Origin of the sequence: Candidatus Nitrotoga arctica (genome assembly GCF_918378365.1) — a bacterium.
Lineage (GTDB): Bacteria > Pseudomonadota > Gammaproteobacteria > Burkholderiales > Gallionellaceae > Nitrotoga > Nitrotoga arctica.
The window spans coordinates 304079-325751 of the sequence record NZ_OU912926.1 but is presented as its reverse complement, the minus strand read 5'-3'; the positions used below and the strand labels follow the sequence as shown (position 1 = coordinate 325751).

The following is a 21673-nucleotide window of genomic DNA, read 5'->3' as shown; positions in this document are numbered from 1 at the left end:
CTCAAACCTTTTCCTGGTAAAGGAACTTCTGGAAGCCGCTGAACACCTTGCCGATCTCCTCCGGCTTGCCAAGATCAGCCACGGCATCCGCAATCGAATCGTGATACTTCAGACACAGTAGCGGCTTCAGCTTTGCCGAGTCGAGCTCCTCCACGCCGACGCTGACGTAGTGCGACAGCACGAAGTCGAGAAAGACCTGTTGTTTGCTATTGAAGTGGGTGCTGATGAATGCCATTGCCTGGGCAGCGCGTTCTTCGCGGGTGAGCGGGGCCAAGGCATAGGCAACATGGGCCAGCACATCAAACAGATCGCTCTTCTCCGCGTCGATGATCCTCTGCATTTCGGCCAGGTGATCCTTGCCGAAGCCTTTTTCGGCGAGCCCCTCCAGCAGCTTTCTGCGCGTATCCGGCGCGCTCCACAAGGCGCGCAGCTCTTCTTCGTCCTTGAAGAATTCGGGCAGCTTGCCGAACAGCGCTTCCATGAACTGCTGTGCTGACATCGGCGTGCCGTCCGGATGCCAGAAGCTGGTCACCATCATGTGCTGAATAGTGCGCGTCTTGCCGTCGGCGAGTTTGATCTTGGCCTTGACCTTTTTAGTGCAAACACAGGGGCGCTGACCGCAAATTCGGCACAGTGCCTTCTCGCATTTGCAAGGTTGTTTACCACAGACATAGCAAGGTGGCAGGGGTTCGTTGATACATACACAGGGAGCGTGATTGCACACTTGGCAGGTCTCTGGCTCAAGCGGCTCCCCATCCCATTCCGGGTCATTGAAATGATGGTGCGCCCTCACGAAATCATAGATCGTGAAGTAATCCTTGCCGTCATAGAGTCGCGTGCCGCGGCCGATGATCTGCTTGAACTCGATCATCGAATTGATAGACCGCAGCAGCACAATGTTGCGTACGTTGCGGGCGTCCACGCCGGTTGAGAGCTTCTGCGAAGTGGTCAGGATAGTGGGAATAGTCTTCTCGTTATCCTGAAAATCCCGCAGGTTTTGTTCGCCTAACACACCATCATCGGCCGTCACTCGCTGGCAGTAATTCGGGTCAGTGCTGCTCTTCGCCTGGTTGATCAAATCCCGTATTACCAGCGCGTGCGCTTGGTTCGCACAGAAAACCAGCGTTTTTTCCCGCTGGTCGATCTGCGACATGAAAATTTCGACCCGCTTTTTCTCCCGCTCCCTGATCTCGATAATCTTGTTGAAGTCGGCTTCCTCGTAGCGCTTGCCCGCCTCGATCTCGCCCTCAACCAGCGTGTCATCGGACGTATAGACGTACTCATCGAGCGTTGTGGAAATTTGCTTCACCCGGAACGGCGTCAGAAAACCGTCGTTGATGCCGTCCTTGAGCGAGTAGACGAACACCGGCTCGCCGAAGTAAGCATAGGTATCCACGTTGTCGCGGCGCTTGGGCGTGGCAGTCAGGCCAAGCTGCACGGCGGGGGCGAAGTAGTCGAGGATGCTGCGCCAGTTGCTTTCGTCATTCGCCCCGCCCCGGTGGCACTCGTCGATGACGATAAAGTCAAAAAAATCCGGCGGGTACTCGCCGAAATACCCCTCGACAGGCTCGGGGATCGCCGAAGGCCCGGTGGCTGAGCCTGCCGAAGCCATGAAGGTCTGGAAGATGGTGAAGAAAATGCTGCCGTTCTTCGGTACCTTGCCCTTCTTGCGGATGTCCTCCGGGGCGATTCGTACTAGGGAGCCGGGGTTGGAATCCTCGAAGGCCGAAAAGGAGTTGAACGCCTGATTGGCCAAAATGTTGCGGTCGGCCAGGAACAGGATGCGCGGCCGCCGCGTCGGTTCGTTCTCCGTCTTCCGGTCGTTCAGGTTCCAGCGGCTGTGGAACAGCTTCCATGCAAGCTGGAAGGCGATAAAGGTCTTGCCCGTGCCGGTCGCCAGCGTCAGCAGAATGCGCTGCTTCTGGTCGGCGATGGCCTCGAGCACCCGCTCGACGGCAATGTCCTGATAGTAGCGCCCCTGAAAGTAGCCGCCCCGATCCTCGAACGGCACGGCCGCGAAGCGGTCGCGCCATGCGTTATGAGCGGAAAAGGTGCGGTTCCACAATTCCTCCGGCGAGGGATAGTGCGGCAACTCACCTTCGATGCCGGTGTGCATGTCGATGCCGTAGATACTCTGTCCGTTGGTGGAATAGGTGAAGCGAACAGCCAGCTTGCCCGCGTAATCCTTGGCCTGTCCCACGCCCGCCGTCAGCAGTTTGTCCCACGCCTTGGCCTCGACCACGCCCAGCTTGGTGTTGCGATACTCCAGCACATAATCGGCGGTGAGCCCTTTGCCGCGCTTGCCGTGGCCCTCGATGCGGCCGAGCGTGATCGAATACTCGCGGCGGATGCGGCTGCCTTCGACCACGCCCCAGCCCGCCGCCGCAAGGGCAGGGTCGATGTGTTCGGCGCGGGTTTCAGCTTCGTTCATTTCTTCTCCCCGTCCTTCTTTACAGCCTTGGGACGCAATGTCTTGCCGGGCGGCAGAAAATTGTCGGCGGACACCATCGGTCTGTTGGTCTTGGCTTCCAGCGCCTGGCGTGCCTGCTTGGCAATTGCCCCGCCCTTCGTGGCGGCCACCTTGTTTTCGGCCATTCCGGTCGCCTCATCCGTCTCGGCAATCTGCCGCGTAGACAACTCCGCCAGCGCGGTGAATATCAGCTCCGCCTCACTCATGTGGTCGCGCAGATTGTGACTCTGCAAACCCTTCATCGTCTTGTGCGCCTTCACGCTTACGCCCGACCATTCCTGATGAATGATATTGGTGAGAATGGCGAATTCCTCGCCCTTTTTGATGTCGTGGTTTGTCCAATAATCGGTCAGCTTGTTGCGCGTCTCCTGCCCGGTCATGCGCTGCTGTATCCATTTCTCGCTGCGCCCGTGTTTCTGCCAGGTCTCGCGGGCGCGATCCAGCGACAACGCCGGATCGGCCATTTCCTGCATACGCTCGTAACCGACCTTGGCCAGCCACAGTTTGATTGGCTCCGCCTTCGGGCTGGGCACGGACTGTACAAGGCGCAGCAGGGTTTCGGCGGTGGCCACATCGGTGAGGTAATTCTTGCCATCGGCGGCAGGCAATTTGAGTCGGTGACAATTTGTCACCGACTCACTGCCCTCCTTGCCCAGCCGCTCTTTGAGCTTGTTCCAATATTTGCGCGCCGTCTGGTAGTCGGGCTGCTGGGTCAGCACCTGAATGATGTCGACCACCGAGAACCACCAGGTTTCGCTGGTTTCGTCGTACACGCGGCGGATTTCGTGTGTCTCAAATAGGGCAGGCTGAATCGGCATGGTTCGGCTCCTTATAAATGACCACTGAAGGCCTGGTGCAACAGGGATTTTTTCAAAGCGTCCAGCGCGGCGAGCTTGCGCTGGTAAATGGATTCGAGGCGCTGGGTTTCTTCGCGAAGGAAATCAAATTGAGCAACGATAGCTTGCTGCGCTTTTCGGTCGCGAGGAAAAGGTATCAAGTTATTCAAGATTCTTTTAGGGGCAGTGTGTTTCACCATAGTCTCCGTTGCCGACATCTTGATGCTCTTTAGAAACTGTTCGCTCATCATGAAGTAATACAAAAAACGTTTTTCGATGCGGTCATTCAAGAAAACGACTCTGCCAATTCGCTGGTTGTGCAACACATCGTTCGTTTCGACAAAAGCTGGTTTGCCGAGAATTTTCATCTTCGATGACAAGTCGGTCATCACCACCACCAAGTCGCCAATTCCAAAGCGATATCTGTCTAGCGGCGCACCGCTGAAGCGCTTCGTGTTCTTCTCGTTAAAAAGCAGTCTTCCGTCTTCCGTGAAATTTCCTGGAGTGATGACTAATGGATTTCCTGCAGGAACATCGTTAGAGAAGTCCACGCCATCGAAAGCGAAGCCATGTTGAACATCGCATACAGAACCAATAAGCTCTTTCATCCATCCCTCGCCGTGCTGAGTGAAGACGGATTGCAGGTGGCATTCGAACAGGGCGCGGGCGTTTTGGAGGTTCTTTTCGGCATTGGCTTTGACGGCGGCGATGCCGTCAAACGCTTCGTCGAGAATGCTGACGATGCGCTGTTGTTCGGAGAGCGGGGGGACGGGAATTGGGTAGCTTTCAATGAACTCCTTAGCTACACGCTTGTGCCCGACAGCGCCCGACATCCGCGCCGCGCCTTCGACTCGGAAAGTTTCTCGAGAAAGGTAGTAGTAAAGCCATTCTTTGCCAAGCATCTTCTCAGGGCGGAACACGATGTATTCGCTAGATCCGAAGCCGATTCCATTGATCAGTCCTTCTGCAATCCCGAGCTTTCCGTTTTCAAAGCAGGGCGTGATTTTCGCGAGGAGGACATCACCGTCCGCGAAGTATGTGTAACTTCCCACGACTGCGGAGAGTGGTTTTACATGAGTTGCCCGCACAAACTTCTCGCCGATGCCCATTTTCTCCATCGGCAGAAACGAGACCAGCCCATCGGCGGCGAGAAGGCTGCGGGCTTCGCTTTTTGGTGGCTTGATCTGGCAGACTTCGCCCAATTTTTTTACTGGCCACCCCGCTTTCATAGCAGCAACCTGATGGCCGCCAGTACCTCTGCGCTCTCGGCATCCAGTGCGGCGATTTCGTCCATGATCTTCTGCGGGCTGCGGTGGGTGATTTCCTCGCCGCCGTTGGGGTTCTTCACCGACAGATCGTACCCTTCGACTGCGCTCAGGGCATGGATATCAACAGACCAGCTTTTGGGCGAGTCGGCGAAGGTCTTTTGCAGCTCAATAAATTCGGCAAGGTCGGCGTCGTTGAGCGGGTTGGTCTTGCCCATATTGCGCCCCGGATCGAGCTGGTAGTACCAAATTTTGCGTGCCTGCCCTGAGCCATGCCAAAGGGTCGGCGCGCCCTTCTCGAAGAACAGCACCACGGTTTTGACGCCCGCGCCCTGAAAGGTGCCGCCGGGGCAATCAAGGATGGTGTGCAGGTTGCAACTTTCCAGCAGCAGTTTGCGCAAGCTCACCGAAGCATTGTCGGTGTTGGACAGGAAGGTGTTCTTGATCACCACAGCGGCACGGCCGCCGGCCTTGAGCATTTTGATGAAGTGCTGAAGGAAGAGAAAAGCCGTTTCGCCGGTGCGGATGGGGAAGTTCTGCTGGACCTCCTTACGCTCCTTGCCGCCGAAGGGCGGATTGGCCAGGATCACGTCCATGCGATCCTTGTCCTGAATGTCGGCAAGGTTCTCGGCCAGGGTATTGATGTGAGCGATGTTGGGCGCCTTGATACCGTGCAGGATCATGTTCATGATCGCGATGACGTAGGCCAGCGACTTCTTTTCTTTGCCGTAGAAGGTGCGCTCTTGCAGCGTCTTGATGTTGCTGGTGGTAAGGCCGGGCTTGGCCTTGAGGTAATCGAACGCCTCGCACAGGAAGCCCGCCGAGCCACAGGCGCCGTCATAGATGCGCTCGCCGATTTTTGGCTGCACCACTTGCACCATGGCGCGAATCAGCGGCCGCGGGGTGTAGTACTCGCCGCCGTTGCGCCCGGCGTTGCCCATGTTCTTGATCTTGGCTTCGTACAGGTGCGACAGCTCGTGCTTTTCGGTTTGCGAGCGGAAGCGCAGTTCGTCGATGTGGTCGATAATCTCGCGTAGATTGTAGCCGCTGTGGATCTTGTTCTTGATCTCGCCGAAAATTTCACCGATCTTGTATTCGAGGGTATTCGGCCCGCTGGCCTTCTGCTTGAAACCGTGCAGGTAGGGAAAGAGCTTGCGGTCGACGAAATCGCGCAGGTCGTCGCCGGTCAGCGCCTTGTTGTGGTCAAGCTTGCCGTCAGTCCCTTTGGGTGCGGCCCAGCTTTCCCAGCGGTAGGGCGCGTCGAGGATGAAGGTGTATTCCTTGCCCTCCAGCCCGGCCTCCATTGCCTTGTCCTGCTCCAGACTGTCCAGGAATTTCAGGAACAGCAGCCAAGAGGTCTGCTCGGTGTAGTCCAGTTCACTGGCACAACCAGCCTCTTTCCAAAGGACGTCGTCGATGTTTTTAAAAGCTTGTTCGAACATGGGGGGGCGGTCGCAATTCCGGGGTGATGGGCTGTATGAGGCCGAAGGCGCTAATATAACCGGTATCGATGTTGCTGGACAAAAAGCTTGAATCACTATGCCATAACAGAAAAACCTTGGATATGAATGGACGTTGAAAACGTGTATGAAACAAAAAACCCGCTCACTCACAAGGAGAACGCGGGTTTATGTATTTCTTTGGACTACTTAAAATTGGACTACTTAAAACAATTTATTGGTGGGATAGGTGCAATTGAATCATTGGCTAGAAACCGCGCTATTGGTCAGTCTGCATGTTAGTACTTTTATAGATGCCCCCAATTATGCCCCCAGATGTGGCGGGCTTGGGTTTGGCTAGATCATCAAAAACCTATCAGTTCTGACAGCCAATCCTTGCACCAGTGTTTGCAAGAACATTTTCCTGTCGTGGCAGAACATTCTTGTATAGTAGACGCTAAAAAGCAATTTATTCTTAAAATACCACGTGGGGGCTTGTCAGTATGAACGCGGCAGAAAATAACATCTTATATGATGCATTGAAGCTTGAAACTGACGCCAATTCAATTGTGGGTGACTTGATTGCAGCAATTGCTCTTTCAAAAATCAGCCCCAGCTGCTACGCATTTAAATCTAGAGTTAAGCCAGAAGGTAAACTGTATGAAAAGCTAAAGAGGAAGCAGAAGACCAAATCAGGCTATGTGTTGACCGACATAAAGGACGTAATTGGATTAAGGCTTGTTACTTTGTTTCGGAAGGAAATGCCTGATGTTGTTAGCAGCGTAATTTCCCTGATTAACCATGAGATTAATCTCCACCCCAATCCATTTCTAAAAAACTCGATAGAAGAGTTAATTATCTATTCAGCAAATCCAGCCCACGATGCTATCGCACACCAGATCTCTTCGACTCTTACTGAAAGTAATACGGAGTTTATTTTGGATGGCACCCATGCCAGCTACTCCAGTGTTCACATTGTGGCTAGAGTAAATAAGCAATCCAATATGAAGCATCATTGCAACATTCATATTCCAGTTGAGATTCAAATCAGGACTGTATTTGAAGATGCATGGGGTGAGGTTGACCATAAATTTGGCTATGTAATTCGTACTGGGAAAGAAGCTGGCAAACCTGTAGGGAATGCAAGCATGGTACAAGAGCATTTAAAGGTACTAAAAAAATTCTCAGATGCTTGCGCTGAGTATGCGGATGTTATTTTCACTGAGGCCGTACCTCAAGATAGGAAGTCAGTAATTGAGGGGAAAGTAATTTCCGTTGGCTCGGATAAGGAGATACTAGAAAGATTCGATGTACTGGCTGTTCCTAAAGAGTACATAAATGCTTATGGCGAGGGCAGGCGGCAAAGAGAAGATGCCTCCATGCTAATGGAATCAGAACCTCAAAAGGGAAAAGAAGGACTTATTAAAGCAGCCGATTTTTTTAAAACATTGGGGGATGCCATTTCGACTGAAAATGAATTGCTTAGCGAAGCTGTTAAGCTGTTCTTGTACTATACCCGCATGAACGAAGGTCTGTGTTTGCTCTCTACAAGCGAACGAAGCGGAATAGAACTTGCAGCCAAGATTTATGCAAATTTAGAAGATGAATATGGTGATTATCCTTTAGTCACGTTTCGTTATGCACAAGCACTTGGGAAGTTGGGCAACTCAGATATGGCAATTGCAAAATTTAGAGAAGCAAAAGAAAAGCTAATCCAGATAGACAAACTGTTCGGTACGAACGTCACTGATAAACTACCTCATGATGACCGGGAACATATAGAACACTTGCTACCAAAATTGCTTGGGTTTCAACTATGGATAAACTCGGAAAAAGTAACGGATGACAATTCAAAACGTGCGAATTTACTGGTTCAGGCTTTTGATGAAACCAAGCACTTGCTTGAAAAATTGCCGTTAGACGGAACTGTCCATAATAATTTACTTTATTATGCTGTTGACTACCTTGAGTTAGAGTCGCCCCCCCCACCCCAATTCGTTAAACAAATGGAAGAAAGTTTAAAATTTCTTGAGAAGATTAATATCCCGACACAATCCAATGACTTAGAAAAATTAGATACCTGCCTTAGGGCTTACATCTTCTTAAAGAGAAAATCAGATGCACTAGCAGTTGCTAAAAGAATCCTGGATATTTGGGAGAAAGGCCTTGCAGAAATTTCACTTTTGGATGTTTCGGTCGTAATGGATATTGTGAGGCTGGCATTTAAAACATGTACGACTGAGCAATCGAACAGTATTAACTAGAATTATCCATTGGTGCTGCAACGCACAGATGGAGTTATATCTGGCCATGTAGGCTGTGTTAAAGTCAATTGGCAATTCCAGATAAAAAAATCACTCTTGCGTAATGGACGACGTTCACAATATATGGCACGAGAGATATTTTTTACTGTAAACTTGAGAAAAAATGCAGGAGTGAACTTCATTATGAACAGACCTAATAACGACGGCTAAGGTTTCTTGCTATACCCTTAGTATGATCTTGTATCAGTGATTACCTAGTGCGCTTGCGCGCCATCCGCCAGCAAGCGGCTAAACTTATCACCGAGTTTCTCAAGCATCCGCTTAGGCGTGCCCATCTTCTCCGCCATGTGCATACCAGATAGCTTTCCTGTTGAGACCATTTGAATTTATTTTTATAGAGAAAAATAATTTCTGCGTGGGAAGGCAAGCGGTCTAGGTTCTCGCAATGTCCTAGAGATATTACCCGCCCCTCATTCAGCCCACGGCACGTCGTTCAAAGCCGCTTCAATCCTTCCCGCTGCTCACGCAATAACCGCAGCCATTGCCCGCAGTACTGCCCTATGTCCGCCCTTGTACGCGTTGAGTGACGATGCCGTCTTTCCCTTCGCAGTCCGTGCGCCCGTTGAGTTAGCCCATGGTTGCCATTGCCTTATCTTTGCCGATTGCGCTCGTTGCTCTGCTGTCCACTCTCTCGCTGCCATTGTTCACCTCTTTAGTTCGTTTTGCTGATTTATTGTTTTCCCTGCGTGCGAAGCCGTGGCAGGAACGCTATTGTTTACTTGCTGATTAAGTGCAGCCAATACTTAAAAAAATTAAACTTCTCGCTAAAAGATCCGATATATCTAATGGCAAGCACAAAAGAATTTGCGCCTACACGTAAATATCTGGCACTGTGGAAGAAGTTTTAATTTGTAATATTCATTAAAGGAGGGGACATAGATGTTCAAGTTTTCATTTCAATATGCGGTCATGTTCATAATGATAGCGACATCCCCACTGGCTGCAGCGCAAGCGACGCGAACATGGGTATCAGGCGTTGGTGACGATGTTAACCCATGCAGTCGGACTGCACCCTGCAAAACATTCGCCGGAGCTATTTCAAAGACGGCTGCGCAAGGCGAAATTAGTGTTCTCGATCCTGGAGGTTTTGGCACAGTCACAATTACCAAAGCAATCACAATTGACGGAGGCGGACTGATGGCAAGCATTTTGTCCTCTCTAACTAATGGAGTCATCGTCAATGCCGGGCCATCAGACGTTGTGACAATCCGTGGTATTTACATCAATGGCGCAAATACAGGTTTAAACGGAATTCGTTTTCTTGCTGGGAAAGCGCTGCATGTTGAAAACTGCGTTATTGAAAATGTAGTTCAAAAAGGGATTGACGCGCAAACTTCGACTCCCACTAGTGCGCTTTTTGTAAGAGATACAGTTATACGAAATGCTGCTAATGTGCCCAATGGTGGTGCAATGTTAATAAAACCAGCAGCTGGCGCTTTTATAACAGTTTCTCTTAATAATGTAACTATGGACAGTAACCAATTTGGCCTGCGTATAGAAGATAGAACCAAGGCAGCTGTTAGAAATACCGTCGCAGCAAACTCTAATCCTGGCAATGGTTTTGTGGCATTTTCAGCTAGCGCCGCAACCGAAATGTCTATTGAAAATTCTTCTGCCAGCAACGGTGCAACGGGAATAACGTCAAATGGAGGAGCTGCAAAGGTATACATTTCGAATGTAAATGTTTTCAATAACGCCCAGGGCCTTGCTCCCATTAGTAGTGGGCAAATAATTTCATTTGGCAATAACAAAATTTCGGGTAATGCCGCTGAAGGGTCGCCTACATCAATTATTTCTCAGGAGTAAATTCAGGCACAGCCATTTCTCAGCATCTAACCACTTTTAGCGCATCGCTCTGCTCACGAAGTAGTCTCGACATTTTTTGAAGCAGGGTGCGCTCACCACCCTTATAAGCATTACGCGATGATACTGCCCTACCCTCTGGTGTGCTTGGGCCAGTGGATTTAGCCCACGGTTGCCATTGCCTTATCTTTGCTGATTGCTGTGCCCGTTGCTCTGCTGTCCACTGTCTCGCTGCCATTGTTCACCTCTAATAGTTCGTTTTGCTGATTTATGGTTTTCTCCGTGTGCGGAGCGGGGGCGGGTGTGCCGTTGTTCACTTGCTGGTTGCCGCTGCCTTGATTGATGTTGGCTTGTTTGGCAAACACCACAGGGGGGTTCTTGATCTTGGCCAGGGTCTCCAGCGTCATGCGGCTTTGATTCTGTGCTTTTAGTGCCAGGCGTAAATACATTTCGTACTGTTTCAAATATTCCTGACTAACTGCCCGCCGTGAAAGGTTCATGAAGATGGATTGCAGTGCGTGCGCCTGTCCTACCAGCATAGCCTCACAGTGATCTAAATCACCATTATTAACACTGATCATATGCGGGCGTAGCTGTTCCATCAGTGCTTGCACATCTTGCTCACCAAAGACTTTTGAATATTCTGCAACAACCGCCGCCGCATTAGTGCAAGGCATCAATGCAACCTTTGCAATTTGTTCGGTTATCGCTTTGTCGGTCTTAACAGGGACTTTCGCTTTTACAATGGTTTTTTTAATTGTCATTTTTCAATCTCTCTGAGTTTGGGTCGTCACTGCTAACCCCAGGCCCTATAAGAAGCCGGGGATAGATGGTAATTCTATAGAGCACTACGCCTACCGTAGTAGAGAGACTGTAAAAACAGACCGCATAGCTACGCCTACCGTAGTAGTAGAGATGCTTTTCTGATTTCCTTACTACGCCTGCCGTAGCTATCATGAGTGCTCTACTACGCCTGCCGTAGTAAGCGATGTAATTTCTTTGACACATAAAACCATCATGGGCTGCCGGTCTTTTAGTTTGTATGCGCCTCGCGGAAAAGATTGTGGGGAAATATCCAGCTTTCCTTTGCAGACATCCAGCGCATACCACGTCAAAGCGAACAGGCTGCATTTGTTTGGTCGCGCGCCTTTCCGTGTTTCCACGATCAAGCCAACTTCCAATAAATGTCGCTTGGCCTTGCCCAGTGTTTCTTCTGACTTCCAGCCGCGTGGCTGCATCAGCTTCCATGCCGCGCACATATCGCCGTTGTTGTCGCCGCGATACTGAGCGGCCAAGTCCCACAGCAACATGCGCGCATAAGCATTCAAGCCAAGGTACGCCGCACCATTCAACACGCAATGAGGTACACCGATATGGCTTTCACCATCGCGCTTATCTTTCGCGTTTTTGTATCGGCTTTTAGCCATCGGTTAACTGTCCGTCAGTTGCATCAGGAATCGATGCAGGCTCTATGGATTGCTTGCCGAGGGCACAGCAAGGTGCAACCCTGCGCAAAGGCAAGACAACCGATTGCAGGCCGCTTGTGGGTGCTCTATTGCGCTGCTCGCTGGCGAATTGCACAAGCTCTTTCTTCCGGTCGTCATAACTTGCGCCACAGCCAATCAACACCGTGTCCATGTTCTCCAGCTTGGCGAGTAAATCCAGATCGCCGGAGCTGAGTCCGTCCCGGTCGATCTTCCCAAGCTCGCCAGTCAAAGCCCAATTTATCAGCCGCGCTTCATTGCTGTAGTGGTGTGGGGCGCAGGTCTTGCCCAACCGCTGGCGCGTCAATTGCAATACTTGCACCAATACCTTGAAGCTGGCGCTGGTTTCATGGCGAGACTTCTTCCAGTCATAGTGAATATGCTGGCCAGACAATATCTGGAAAATCTGGTCGTCGCACCAAACGCCGAAACGGACATCCAGCCATCGGGCAAAAGCAACCGCCAACCGGGGATGCATCCATGTTCCGCCGTACCGTCCGCGCCGCGTTTTTAAAAGGTGCTCTTTAGGCACTTTTAGAATTTCAGCAAGCGCAGCGAGATATTGCTGAGTTTCACTGTTGTATAGCCAGTCGGTTACCCGCCTTTTGTGTTTATCGGCAACCTCGGTCGCGTAGAACCATCCGTCGTCGGTAAAGGTCACGGCAATGTAGCCAAATTCAGTGTCGCCAAATTTAGTCTTAACTATGTTAGTCATCGCAACCCTCCCCCGGCAACAGGACATATAGCGCGACACGGTGAACCTTGCCGCAATCGCTTGAGCGCCCTACGCGAACGGTATCAATCAGATTGCCGCGCTGCTTCAACTCCTGAATGCGCGCCGCCGGGTGCATCACATCCAACTCACGACGTGCGGTTATAGTGTCCACAGGCGCGACTTTCAGACGTTCAAACAGGCGCAACCTCTGCGAGTGCGAAGAATCATCCTGTGGCGCTTTCCGGGGTGTTTGGCGGGTGTTAGAATTGCTCGGCTTGTCATCACCAGCCGCCGCTATGGTTTCCACGCCCCCGGCGGCTTTTTCATTGTTGATTTTGTCCATGATCGCCGCCCCCTTATTTCGCAGAAGTGCGGCTTGCTTCCCATTGCAGCAGGTCAGCGAGTTTCCATACGGTCGTATTTGCACCCAGCTTGTGCGGGCTAGGCAGGCCGTTCGTTTTGCACCAGTTCCAGATCGTGCTACCCGATACACGGTAGCGAGTTCGCATATCGGCAAGCCGCAGATAGGCAGGGGGTTGCGGGGTTTGTTTTGTTTGCATCGTGTTACCTCCAAAGATTTGGGGTTAACCGCCAAGCGACGGCACGATGCGTATGGTATGCGTTAGTTTTAGTTAAAAATATATAGCCTTGCTGGCTCGGTGCTTACTCTGCTGGCTAAATGCTCACTCAGCCAGCAGAGTGTGACTTTTCCCACTCCCTGCACCAGCCCGTAATTTTTACCTGACTTTTGAGGCTCCTGCACTGCTCTTGTTTAAGCATTTCCGTAGCAAAATCTGTCTTGCCTTTATAACGCTCAGGCTCCTCTTGCCATACCAGCCAGCAATCCTTAACGTATTTTTTTGCAGTTTGTCTTGGGTCGTTAGCAAGTCTCGCCATTGCGCCACGGGAAGACATTTCTTTCCTTGCATCGCGAAAAATAGATTCCTTTAATTCTTCCCGTTGAGCTGGAGTTTTTTCGACTCGCGCCAATTCAAAAAATGCGTCCGCGCAATCTAAGCTTATCAGCGCACTTGATAAATCACGACTCTGAAATCGTTTTTTGCTGCGATTGTGCATAGAGTGCGATACACATAATAAAGCCCTCAACTCATCCTGATGCACCCATCTCATAAAAGCATCATTGAAATCCTGTTTGGTCATCCCTTTTTCTATAGTTATTACAGCCGATTCCACAATATCCGCTTCTACATAACCGTAATGAATGAGTGCATCCTCGAATCTACTCGCTTGCGAATCAATCTTTTTCTTAATATATTCTTGGATTTTTATAAACTCTGTATTAATAAACTCTTGGGTATTTCCATTAACAAATTTTTTGGAATTTTTAATCGTTGCATTGCTCATAGTTAAACCCGCTTCTTTAAATTTCCATTGATAGATGCCGGATCAGCATGGAAAGGTTTCCATGCATACGCCCCGTCTGGCTAGGCGTGGATAACTCGAATTATGCGCGCAGCGGGATTACAACCGCGCCAGCTTTCAGCTTGTCCAGATAGTCCGCCCACGCCTGCATCATGGCTGTGCGTTCAGGTAGGTACATGCGCCACGCATCGCGCTTGTAAGCGGCTTTAACCTTGTTCGGCTCTTCATGGGCAAGCTGTCGCTCTAACCATTCTTGCTTATATCCCATATTGTCCAGAATAGTGGAGGCCATTGCCCTGAAACCGTGGGGTGTCATTTCGTCATTCGCCCACCCCATGCGTCGTAGTGCCGATCTAATCGCGTTGTCACTCATTGGCCTGTCGTGGTCGCGTTCGCCGTGGAATACATATTTGCCGCGCCCGGTCAGCGGTTGGATTTCGCGCAGAACTTCGACGGCCTGACGTGCCAGCGGGACTATGTGTTGTGTTTCTGTTTTGGTGATGAAGTAACACCACTCAGCCGCATCCAGGTTCAAGTCTTTCCACTCCATCTTGCGTAACTCTCCGGGTCGCACGAATAGCAGGGGGGATAGCTTAAATGCGCTTTTGACAATGTACGATCCTTGATAGCCATCAATGTCGCGCATCAGTTCGCCCACTTTTTTGGGTTCGGTTATCGCGGCAAAGTGCTTATCTCTTTTCACCGGGGGAAGTGAGCCGCGCAGGTCGCCTGTAGGATCACGCTCAGCGCGTCCAGTTGATACGGCATAGCGAAATATCTGCCCGCAACAGGCAAGGGCGCGGTGTGCCGTTTCCAGTGCGCCACGGGCTTCTATTCGGCGCATCGTTGCCAGTAATGCAGGTGCGGCAATCTCGGCAATAGGCCGCGCACCGATCCATGGAAAAACATCTTTTTCCAGTCTCGCGATAATCTTGCTCGAATGATTTTCTTTCCAATTGGGGGTATGGCGCACAAACCACTCGCGGGCAATCACTTCAAAACTGTTTTCCGCCAGCTCTAATTTGGTTGCCTTTTGCGCCTGCTTCACTATGCCGGGGTCTATGTCATTCGCCAGTAACTTGCGCGCATCACCGCGACGTTCACGGGCTTGGGCCAGGCTTACATCTGGATATACGCCGAAGGCCAGGCGCTTCTCCTTGCCGCCAAAACGATATTTGAGCCGCCAGTATTTTGATCCCGTCGGCATAACCTCAAGATACATGCCGCCCCCATCTGCCATTTTGTAGGCCTTCGCTTCAGGCTTTGCTTTTCTTGCCGCTGCATCCGATAGCTTCACGTCATCACCTCGCTGGGGGCATAAAATTTTATTGGGGGCATAAACACGATAATTGTGCCCCCTGTGCGCTCAAGATTGCAATATACGAGAATGGACGCGGTAAAGCAAAAAACCCGCGAATCACTAGGATTGACGCGGGTTTGTTGGACTTGCTTGCACTGCTTTATACTACTTATTGGTGGTGATAGGTGGAGTTGAACCACCGACCTCAGCGTTATGAGTGCTGCGCTCTAACCATCTGAGCTATATCACCTGAATCGTGTCGTCGCTTTAGTCAAGCCGCCCTAAATTGCCACGAAGAGCGCGGCATTTTCCAGATTTAACTGCTGCTTGTCAATTGCGCTAGTACTTGCACATTGGTCTTAATGCTGATCACAAGCCACCAAATGTACCCCGCTGCCGGCGAACTTCTGTTGCAATGTTACCATTTTCTCAATTGCCGCTACGTCCGGGGATTTCAGCACAAACACCGTAAGTTTGAACTTGCTCATGAGCTCTCCCATCACGGCAGTTTTAACGCCTTTTGCCCGGAAGCTATCAAAAGCTTTACGCGCTGCCTTGTCTGTCTTGAATACGCCCAGCGAAATAGCGTTCTTCCATGGTCCGGCATCCTGCACGGTAAAATAGTCCTTAACATTATGTGTCTTGAGTTCGGCGATATTTTTATCCATTTCCGCACGGGTTTGTGCGGGTGGCAGGTATACCCAATAACCAATCGCATATTCAGTCTGTCGCTGGGTCAATTTATCCGTCAGTTTCAATGTGGTTAACGCTGCCGTGGCACGTACGCTGTCGGTGCCGGAAAACTCTCCCCATTCCAGACAAACATCAGTAAATGCTCGCTGATCCTGCGATGTTGCCAATACAACAGAAGAAGACAACGAAGTTGCCGGCGCTACATTTGGCGCATCCAGTAACTTGATCTTCTCCACATTCAGCGACGGTTGATGCTTCAAATTTTTATTTTCAACTGTCAATATTTCACCCCATTGAATAAATGAAAAAAACATCAAATTTGCCAGCAGCAATAACCAGAATAGCCACTTCATCGTTACCTCATTTTTTATTTTATTTTTAAACCTGAAAATATATTCGCCAGAGAGACCGGCAGCTAAAAGATTAACGCGTTCAAGATAGATTTTCCTGCGCAATAATTTGCAAGCCACGCAATACCAGATTATCCACCCGCACCGACGGCAACTTGAGATGCAACTGTACCTTATCCGCTGCGCCACCGCTTAACAGGCAGCGCACGTCCCCACGTACTGCTAATGCCTTGAACTGCAAACGGATAGCGCCAATTGTCGCCTGGATTGAGCCACTAAACGTGGCATCGGCAGTATTGCGCGGAAATTCGCGCCAGACACCCTCGGCCTGTACTAATTGGGCAGCGCCTGCGGCCAAACTACTTTGCATCATGTCCACACCTGGCAGGATTAGCCCACCCAAAAATTCGCCCTCGGCAGACAGTGCATCCACCGTAGTTGCTGTGCCGCAATTTACCACCAGACAGGATGCGCGCTCTTGATGCCAGGCTGCGATTAGCGCCGCCCAGCGGTCACTGCCAAGCTGGGCAGGGTGTTCATACAAGTTACGCACGCCACATTGCCTTACTCGGGCTACGATGAACTCAATGGGACACTGCCAAGCGGCACAGGCTGCCGATAGCAGTTGCGCCATATTCTCACCAGCAACATTGGATATGAGAATTCTGTCCGGCGGTGGCAATTCCGAGAATGCCACGCTCAATGCGGGCGCATGCGTATTTTCAAGCACATTTTGCCGCAACCCCATGCCACCTTCTACCATGGCCCACTTGACACGGCTATTACCGGCATCAATCAGTAACATTCTCATGATGCACGCAAACCAATCTCTCCCGCATTAAAGACTTGCATTCCGCCCACCGTTTCCAGAATAAGCGCGCCATTCTCGGTTACGCCTCGCGCGATGCCAATTTCAGTTCTGCCATCTGGCAACAATAGCCGTACCGTCTGGTTGTGCAAAGCGTGATGACTTTCCCATTCCGCACGCAGTGCCGCAAAACCATTACTGGCAAATTCATAAAGTATTGCCTGCAACTCACGTAAAATTACCGCGAATAAGTAGTTGCGTTCCGGCACATTAATTCCCGGCATGCCAGCTACCATGTCTTCCAGGCTCGACACCGGTTGATCAATCTGCGGCAATAGGTGTTTAGGCGTGGACAGGTTGAGGCCAATGCCAATCACTACCGCGCTTGGCCCCAACATATCACCCTGTGCCTCCAGCAGAATGCCGGCTAGTTTACCGTCGTTACTACCCAGCACATCATTGGGCCATTTAAGCCGTGCGTTTACCATGCCAAGCGCGTGCAACGCACGGATCAACGCCACTCCGACGGCCAAGCTCAAACCAGACAGTGCTGATAAATCAAGCTCAAAACGCCACAACAGTGAGAACGTGAGCGCGTTGCCCAAGCCGGAATGCCATGACCGCCCCAATCGCCCCCGTCCGCCGCTTTGCAGTTCCACTGCCAGCACGTTGCCGCTGGGTGCGCCCTGCGCTGCGCGCTGTAACAGCAGAGTATTACTGGAGGGCAGGCTGTCAAAAATTTCAATCTGGTATTGTCCCGCCTGCCCACCTAGATGGTGAACAATAAGCGCAGCATCCAGCCATTGCGGCGGATTGCTCAGACAATAGCCACGACCGGGTACGCTATATAAAGCCAAGCCATAATCTTCTACCCCATGCAAGGCATTGCTCACACTGGCGCGCGATATGCCCAAACGCTGCGCCAGCATTTCCCCAGAATGGAATTTCCGGTCCACCAACTGGCGCAACAGGGCAAAAGTAAGCGGTTTCATCGTGGTGCATGGGTGGGGGGCGCCCATGCGGACAGCTTTCATTGTGGCAGGCTTTCCGCCGCTTTCTCGTGCTTATTAATAAAAGCCAGGATTTCTTGCTTCTGTTTCAGTGCATCCTGATATCCCAGCTCGATCATCGCCCGACAAAAATTCTTTTCGAACAACAGATAGCTCATCAGATTTGCCCCGCTACGGCGCATCGCGCCTATCCCGCGCAACAGAAAACGGATAGTCCATGGCAAGTGCATGGCATAACGCTGAGCAATTTTTTCAATAGCCTGGCTAGGCTTAATCACCAGGACATCGACATGGCGCCAATTTATTTGCTGCTGAACATCTTCCGACAACATTCCGATTGAATGATTGATGCGCTGCACCCGCTCCAAATCCACCTCCAGACTGTCGAGGAAAATACTATCCATAACATGGCCGGCAATCTGCGCTAGCGAAGGATAGTCACAGATGTTGCTGCGGTTGGGTTGTTCCTCCTCGCTATGACCTAAGCCGATGACTAGCACGCGAGTAGCACCCAGATGTAGCGCAGAGCTGATAGGTGCGATCTGACGCATCGAGCCATCGCCAAAATATTCACGGTTGATGAGGACCGCTGGGAAGATAAACGGGATAGCTGAAGAGGCTAATAAATGTTTGGGTTCGATCTTGGTTGGAATGCCTAGACGATGCGCCCGCTTCCAGGGCAGAATATCCTCCACCCCTTGGTAAAAAGTCACGGAGCACCCCGAACCATAGCCCGAGGCAGTGATACTCAGTGCGTAAAGGTGTCCCGCATCAATATTCTCCTGGATTTTTTCATACGGCAGCGTTGCTTCCAGCATCGTTACCATCGGCGCATTATCAAGCAGCGACACCTGGTTCAACTTATTGATACCCATGCTGCTCAAGATCAGCCCTGCAAACCAGCGCGAACTATTCTTTAAAACCCTTATCAGATCGGTGCGATAAACATGATCAACGTGAGAATTTTTCCAGATATTAAGAAGGTATTGCACACCTTTGCGAAAGGATAGGGCATTTACTGCAAGCGTGACCGCATTAAGCGAACCTGATGAAGTTCCGCAGATAATAGGGAAGGGATTATGTGCATGACGCGGCAGAAACTCGGCGATGGCCTTCAGCACGCCCACCTGATAAGCGACACGCGCGCCACCCCCAGTCAGAACCAAGCCAAGCTTTTCTGGCGCACTCATCTGACCGTCCCCATCAAGGATTTACAAATCGCCGGGCCCAACCTCTGCATGCACAGTTTCCAGCGCATCTTTCAGTGTTTCCTCGGACAGATCATTTACGCACTTCGACAACATCGCCGCCGCTTCTGCCGCCTCCGGCGGCAGGTTGCGACCATCGGTATTTGCCACCAGTACAGCGGCAGCTCCCACCACTTTCAGTAAGCCAGTACGCTCATTCATCAGTATCTCCAGCTCCTCGCGCAGCATGGCAACTTCCTGAGTATTTAGTTTGTCCGACATATAACCTCCTTACAATGAGTTTCAACCCCCGTTACCGCCAGCGCACTCATATTTACGATACGACGCACAGTGGCATTAGGGGTCAGGATATGAATGGACTTCGCCGCACCAAGCAAAATCGGTCCTATGGTGATACCGTCGCCCGCAAGCATTTTTAAAAGACCGAAGGAAATGTTTGCCGCGTCCAGATTCGGCATGATGAGCAAATTTGCCACCCCTTTCAAGCGTGAGTTGGGAAGGATCTGCATCCGTAGCTTCTCCGAAATAGCAGCTTCGCCGTGCATCTCCCCTTCCACTTCCAGCTCCGGTGCCATCTGCTCCAGCAATTCGCGCGCCCGACTCATCTTGTGCGCGGACACGTCATCGAAACTGCCGAAACTGGAATGCGACAGCAGTGCAACTTTGGGAACTATACCGAAACTGCGTACCTCATCTGCCGCCAGTAACGTCATTTCCGCCACTTGTTCAGCGCTGGGGTCGAGATTGATCTGCGTGTCGCAGATGAACAACGTATGGTTGGGTAACAGTAAAATATTCATCGCGGCAAGCACGCTGACACCTGGCCGCAGACCGATCACATTGCTGACATGGCGCAGGTGGTTACGGGATTGCGATAAGGTTCCGCACAGCATGGCATCTGCGTCCCCCATGTGTATCAGCATGGCGCCTATCAACGTATTGTGGCGGCGTATCTCGCGCTTGGCGTCATCAGGGGATACGCCTGTGCGTTGCATCAAACGGTGATACTCTGTCCAATAGGCGCGGAAACGCGGGTCGTTTTCCGGATTTACCAGTTCAAAATGTTCTCCTGCGCAGATGCGAAGGCCGAGCTTTTGAATCCGCTGTTTCACTACTGACGGACGGCCGATAAGGATGGGTTTGGCCAAGCCTTCGTCCAGTACCATTTGTACCGCATGCAGTACGCGTTCATCCTCGCCTTCAGCATAGACCAGGCGCTTGGGATTTTTTTTTGCCAAATCGAATACCGGCTTCATCAACAGCCCAGACTGATAGATAAACAGCGAAAGATGCTCACGGTAGGACGCCATATCGGCCAGTGGCCTTTCCGCTACTCCGCTATCCATGGCAGCTTGGGCTACTGCCGCAGCGATCTTTATAATCAGGCGTGGATCGAACGGCTTGGGAATCAGATATTCCGCACCAAATGCCAGGCTTTCCTCGCCATACACCGACGCCACCGCAGCGGACTGCTCGGCCTGCGCCAGTCCAGCGATTGCAAACACGGCGGCACGCTTCATTTCTTCATTAATAGTGGTGGCACCGACATCCAGCGCGCCGCGGAAAATGTAGGGGAAGCACAGTGCATTGTTGACTTGGTTGGGATAGTCCGAACGCCCGGTGGCCAGAATGGCATCCGGGCGCACCGCCTTCGCCAGCTCTGGCCAGATTTCCGGCGTAGGGTTGGCCAGTGCGAAAACCAGAGGGTTGGGGGCCATCTGTTCTACCATCTCCGGTTTGAGCACACCACCTGCAGACAAACCCAGGAACACATCCGCACCAGAGATCACTTCAGCCAAGGTACGCGCGGAGATGTCCACCGCGTAACGAATTTTGTGCTCATCCATCTCCTCGATGCGTCCTCGGAACACGACCCCCTTGATGTCGGTGACGATAATGTTCTCCCTACGCACGCCTAAGCTCACCAGCATATCCAGGCAGGCCAGAGCTGCAGCGCCCGCACCGGATGCTACTAATTTGATTTGATCAATTTGCTTGCCGACTACTTTAAGTCCATTCAGCAAGGCTGCTCCGACGATGATGGCAGTGCCATGCTGGTCGTCGTGGAACACCGGGATTTTCATGCGTTCACGCAAGCGTCGCTCAATGTAGAAACATTCCGGTGCCTTGATATCTTCCAGGTTAATGCCGCCGAAGGTCGGCTCCAGCGCGGCAATGATGTCCACCAACTTGTCCGGGTCCCGCTCGTTAATTTCCAGATCAAACACGTCTATACCGGCGAATTTCTTGAACAGCATGCCCTTGCCTTCCATCACCGGCTTGGCTGCCAGAGGGCCGATTGCGCCCAGTCCCAGCACCGCTGTGCCATTGGTAATCACCGCCACCAGATTGCCGCGCGCGGTGAGGTTGCGCGCCTCATTAACGTCCGCCATGATGGCTTCACATGCCGCTGCCACACCGGGCGAATAGGCCAGCGCCAAATCACGCTGGGTTAACATGGGCTTGCTCGGCACAACGGAAATTTTGCCCGGTTTGGGCAGGCGATGATATTGCAGTGCGGCTGCCCGCAATTTCTCATCAAGAGTGTTATCAGTAACCATAATTGCGCGGATTATACCTGACAG

22 protein-coding genes and 1 tRNA gene are annotated in these 21673 nt (G+C 51.4%); 4 read left to right on the top strand and 19 right to left on the bottom strand.

All coding sequences use genetic code 11. The annotated features are described in order from the left end of the window. Position 1: 1 nt before the first annotated feature. From hsdR to MKZ32_RS01465, 4 genes are read right to left on the bottom strand one after another with little or no spacing between them, the layout of a single operon-like run. A complete protein-coding gene (hsdR, locus tag MKZ32_RS01480) occupies positions 2–2431 on the bottom strand; it encodes an EcoAI/FtnUII family type I restriction enzme subunit R (RefSeq protein ID WP_239795646.1) in 2430 nt (809 codons plus the stop codon). Further along, positions 2428–3288, bottom strand: a complete 861-nt coding sequence (locus MKZ32_RS01475) for a BRO-N domain-containing protein (protein ID WP_239795645.1) — start codon at positions 3286–3288, stop codon at positions 2428–2430. Before MKZ32_RS01475 ends, hsdR begins: the two co-directional genes overlap by 4 nt. 11 nt (positions 3289–3299) lie before the next feature. Next, complete coding sequence (locus MKZ32_RS01470) at positions 3300–4535, bottom strand: restriction endonuclease subunit S (RefSeq protein ID WP_239795644.1); 1236 nt, start codon at positions 4533–4535, stop codon at positions 3300–3302. Continuing rightward, positions 4532–6013 carry a class I SAM-dependent DNA methyltransferase gene (locus MKZ32_RS01465; RefSeq protein ID WP_239795643.1) on the bottom strand — a complete coding sequence of 494 codons (1482 nt, stop codon included), beginning with the start codon at positions 6011–6013 and terminating at the stop codon, positions 4532–4534. Before MKZ32_RS01465 ends, MKZ32_RS01470 begins: the two co-directional genes overlap by 4 nt. Positions 6014–6139: 126 nt before the next feature. Here MKZ32_RS01465 and MKZ32_RS01460 point away from each other — a divergent pair, with 126 nt between their 5' ends. Together MKZ32_RS01460 and MKZ32_RS01455 are read left to right on the top strand one after the other, a co-directional pair. Beyond that, positions 6140–6313, top strand: a complete 174-nt coding sequence (locus MKZ32_RS01460; RefSeq protein ID WP_239795642.1) for a hypothetical protein — start codon at positions 6140–6142, stop codon at positions 6311–6313. Positions 6314–6513: 200 nt separating this feature from the next. After that, positions 6514–8274 (top strand): hypothetical protein, encoded by a 1761-nt coding sequence (locus MKZ32_RS01455; protein WP_239795641.1) that lies wholly within the window; start codon positions 6514–6516, stop codon positions 8272–8274. 254 nt (positions 8275–8528) lie between these two features. On the opposite strand, the gene MKZ32_RS15355 is transcribed toward MKZ32_RS01455, so the two are convergent. Next, a complete protein-coding gene (locus tag MKZ32_RS15355; protein ID WP_275584240.1) occupies positions 8529–8654 on the bottom strand; it encodes a hypothetical protein in 126 nt (41 codons plus the stop codon). A gap of 254 nt (positions 8655–8908) precedes the next feature. On the opposite strand from MKZ32_RS15355, the gene MKZ32_RS01450 reads away from it, so the two are divergent. Together MKZ32_RS01450 and MKZ32_RS01445 are read left to right on the top strand one after the other, a co-directional pair. Beyond that, positions 8909–9064: a hypothetical protein gene (locus tag MKZ32_RS01450; RefSeq protein WP_239795640.1), complete on the top strand. Its 156-nt coding sequence runs from the start codon at positions 8909–8911 to the stop codon at positions 9062–9064. A gap of 149 nt (positions 9065–9213) precedes the next feature. Further along, the gene (locus MKZ32_RS01445) at positions 9214–10140 is read left to right on the top strand and encodes a right-handed parallel beta-helix repeat-containing protein (protein ID WP_239795639.1); all 927 of its coding nucleotides are present in this window, start codon (positions 9214–9216) and stop codon (positions 10138–10140) included. Between the two features lie 158 nt (positions 10141–10298). On the opposite strand, the gene MKZ32_RS01440 is transcribed toward MKZ32_RS01445, so the two are convergent. The 14 genes from MKZ32_RS01440 to MKZ32_RS01375 all read right to left on the bottom strand — a co-directional run bounded on the left by MKZ32_RS01440 (position 10299) and on the right by MKZ32_RS01375 (position 21649). After that, complete coding sequence (locus MKZ32_RS01440) at positions 10299–10901, bottom strand: hypothetical protein (protein ID WP_239795638.1); 603 nt, start codon at positions 10899–10901, stop codon at positions 10299–10301. A gap of 189 nt (positions 10902–11090) precedes the next feature. Next, the gene (locus tag MKZ32_RS01435; RefSeq protein WP_239795637.1) at positions 11091–11564 is read right to left on the bottom strand and encodes a hypothetical protein; all 474 of its coding nucleotides are present in this window, start codon (positions 11562–11564) and stop codon (positions 11091–11093) included. Next, the gene (locus tag MKZ32_RS01430) at positions 11557–12336 is read right to left on the bottom strand and encodes a KilA-N domain-containing protein (RefSeq protein ID WP_239795636.1); all 780 of its coding nucleotides are present in this window, start codon (positions 12334–12336) and stop codon (positions 11557–11559) included. Before MKZ32_RS01430 ends, MKZ32_RS01435 begins: the two co-directional genes overlap by 8 nt. After that, positions 12329–12679, bottom strand: a complete 351-nt coding sequence (locus MKZ32_RS01425) for a helix-turn-helix domain-containing protein (RefSeq protein ID WP_239795635.1) — start codon at positions 12677–12679, stop codon at positions 12329–12331. The genes MKZ32_RS01430 and MKZ32_RS01425 overlap by 8 nt, the downstream gene beginning before the upstream one ends. 13 nt (positions 12680–12692) lie before the next feature. Then, the gene (locus MKZ32_RS01420) at positions 12693–12896 is read right to left on the bottom strand and encodes a helix-turn-helix transcriptional regulator (RefSeq protein WP_239795634.1); all 204 of its coding nucleotides are present in this window, start codon (positions 12894–12896) and stop codon (positions 12693–12695) included. 127 nt (positions 12897–13023) lie between these two features. After that, positions 13024–13701 (bottom strand): hypothetical protein, encoded by a 678-nt coding sequence (locus MKZ32_RS01415; protein ID WP_239795633.1) that lies wholly within the window; start codon positions 13699–13701, stop codon positions 13024–13026. Positions 13702–13801: 100 nt separating this feature from the next. After that, positions 13802–15016 carry a tyrosine-type recombinase/integrase gene (locus MKZ32_RS01410; RefSeq protein ID WP_239795632.1) on the bottom strand — a complete coding sequence of 405 codons (1215 nt, stop codon included), beginning with the start codon at positions 15014–15016 and terminating at the stop codon, positions 13802–13804. A gap of 176 nt (positions 15017–15192) precedes the next feature. Continuing rightward, positions 15193–15269, bottom strand: a tRNA-Met gene (locus MKZ32_RS01405). Between the two features lie 109 nt (positions 15270–15378). Continuing rightward, positions 15379–16065 (bottom strand): hypothetical protein, encoded by a 687-nt coding sequence (locus tag MKZ32_RS01400; RefSeq protein WP_239795631.1) that lies wholly within the window; start codon positions 16063–16065, stop codon positions 15379–15381. Positions 16066–16144: 79 nt separating this feature from the next. Then, positions 16145–16873 carry a type III pantothenate kinase gene (locus MKZ32_RS01395; RefSeq protein WP_239795630.1) on the bottom strand — a complete coding sequence of 243 codons (729 nt, stop codon included), beginning with the start codon at positions 16871–16873 and terminating at the stop codon, positions 16145–16147. Continuing rightward, the gene (locus MKZ32_RS01390) at positions 16870–17889 is read right to left on the bottom strand and encodes a biotin--[acetyl-CoA-carboxylase] ligase (protein WP_239795629.1); all 1020 of its coding nucleotides are present in this window, start codon (positions 17887–17889) and stop codon (positions 16870–16872) included. The genes MKZ32_RS01395 and MKZ32_RS01390 overlap by 4 nt, the downstream gene beginning before the upstream one ends. An 11-nt stretch (positions 17890–17900) precedes the next feature. After that, positions 17901–19070, bottom strand: coding sequence for a patatin-like phospholipase family protein (locus tag MKZ32_RS01385; protein ID WP_239795628.1), 1170 nt, complete (start codon positions 19068–19070; stop codon positions 17901–17903). Positions 19071–19091: 21 nt separating this feature from the next. Then, positions 19092–19349, bottom strand: coding sequence for a hypothetical protein (locus MKZ32_RS01380; protein ID WP_239795627.1), 258 nt, complete (start codon positions 19347–19349; stop codon positions 19092–19094). Continuing rightward, on the bottom strand, positions 19334–21649 hold the full coding sequence (locus MKZ32_RS01375) for an NADP-dependent malic enzyme (protein WP_239798072.1): 2316 nt from the start codon (positions 21647–21649) through the stop codon (positions 19334–19336). Before MKZ32_RS01375 ends, MKZ32_RS01380 begins: the two co-directional genes overlap by 16 nt. Between the last annotated feature and the right edge of the window lie 24 nt (positions 21650–21673).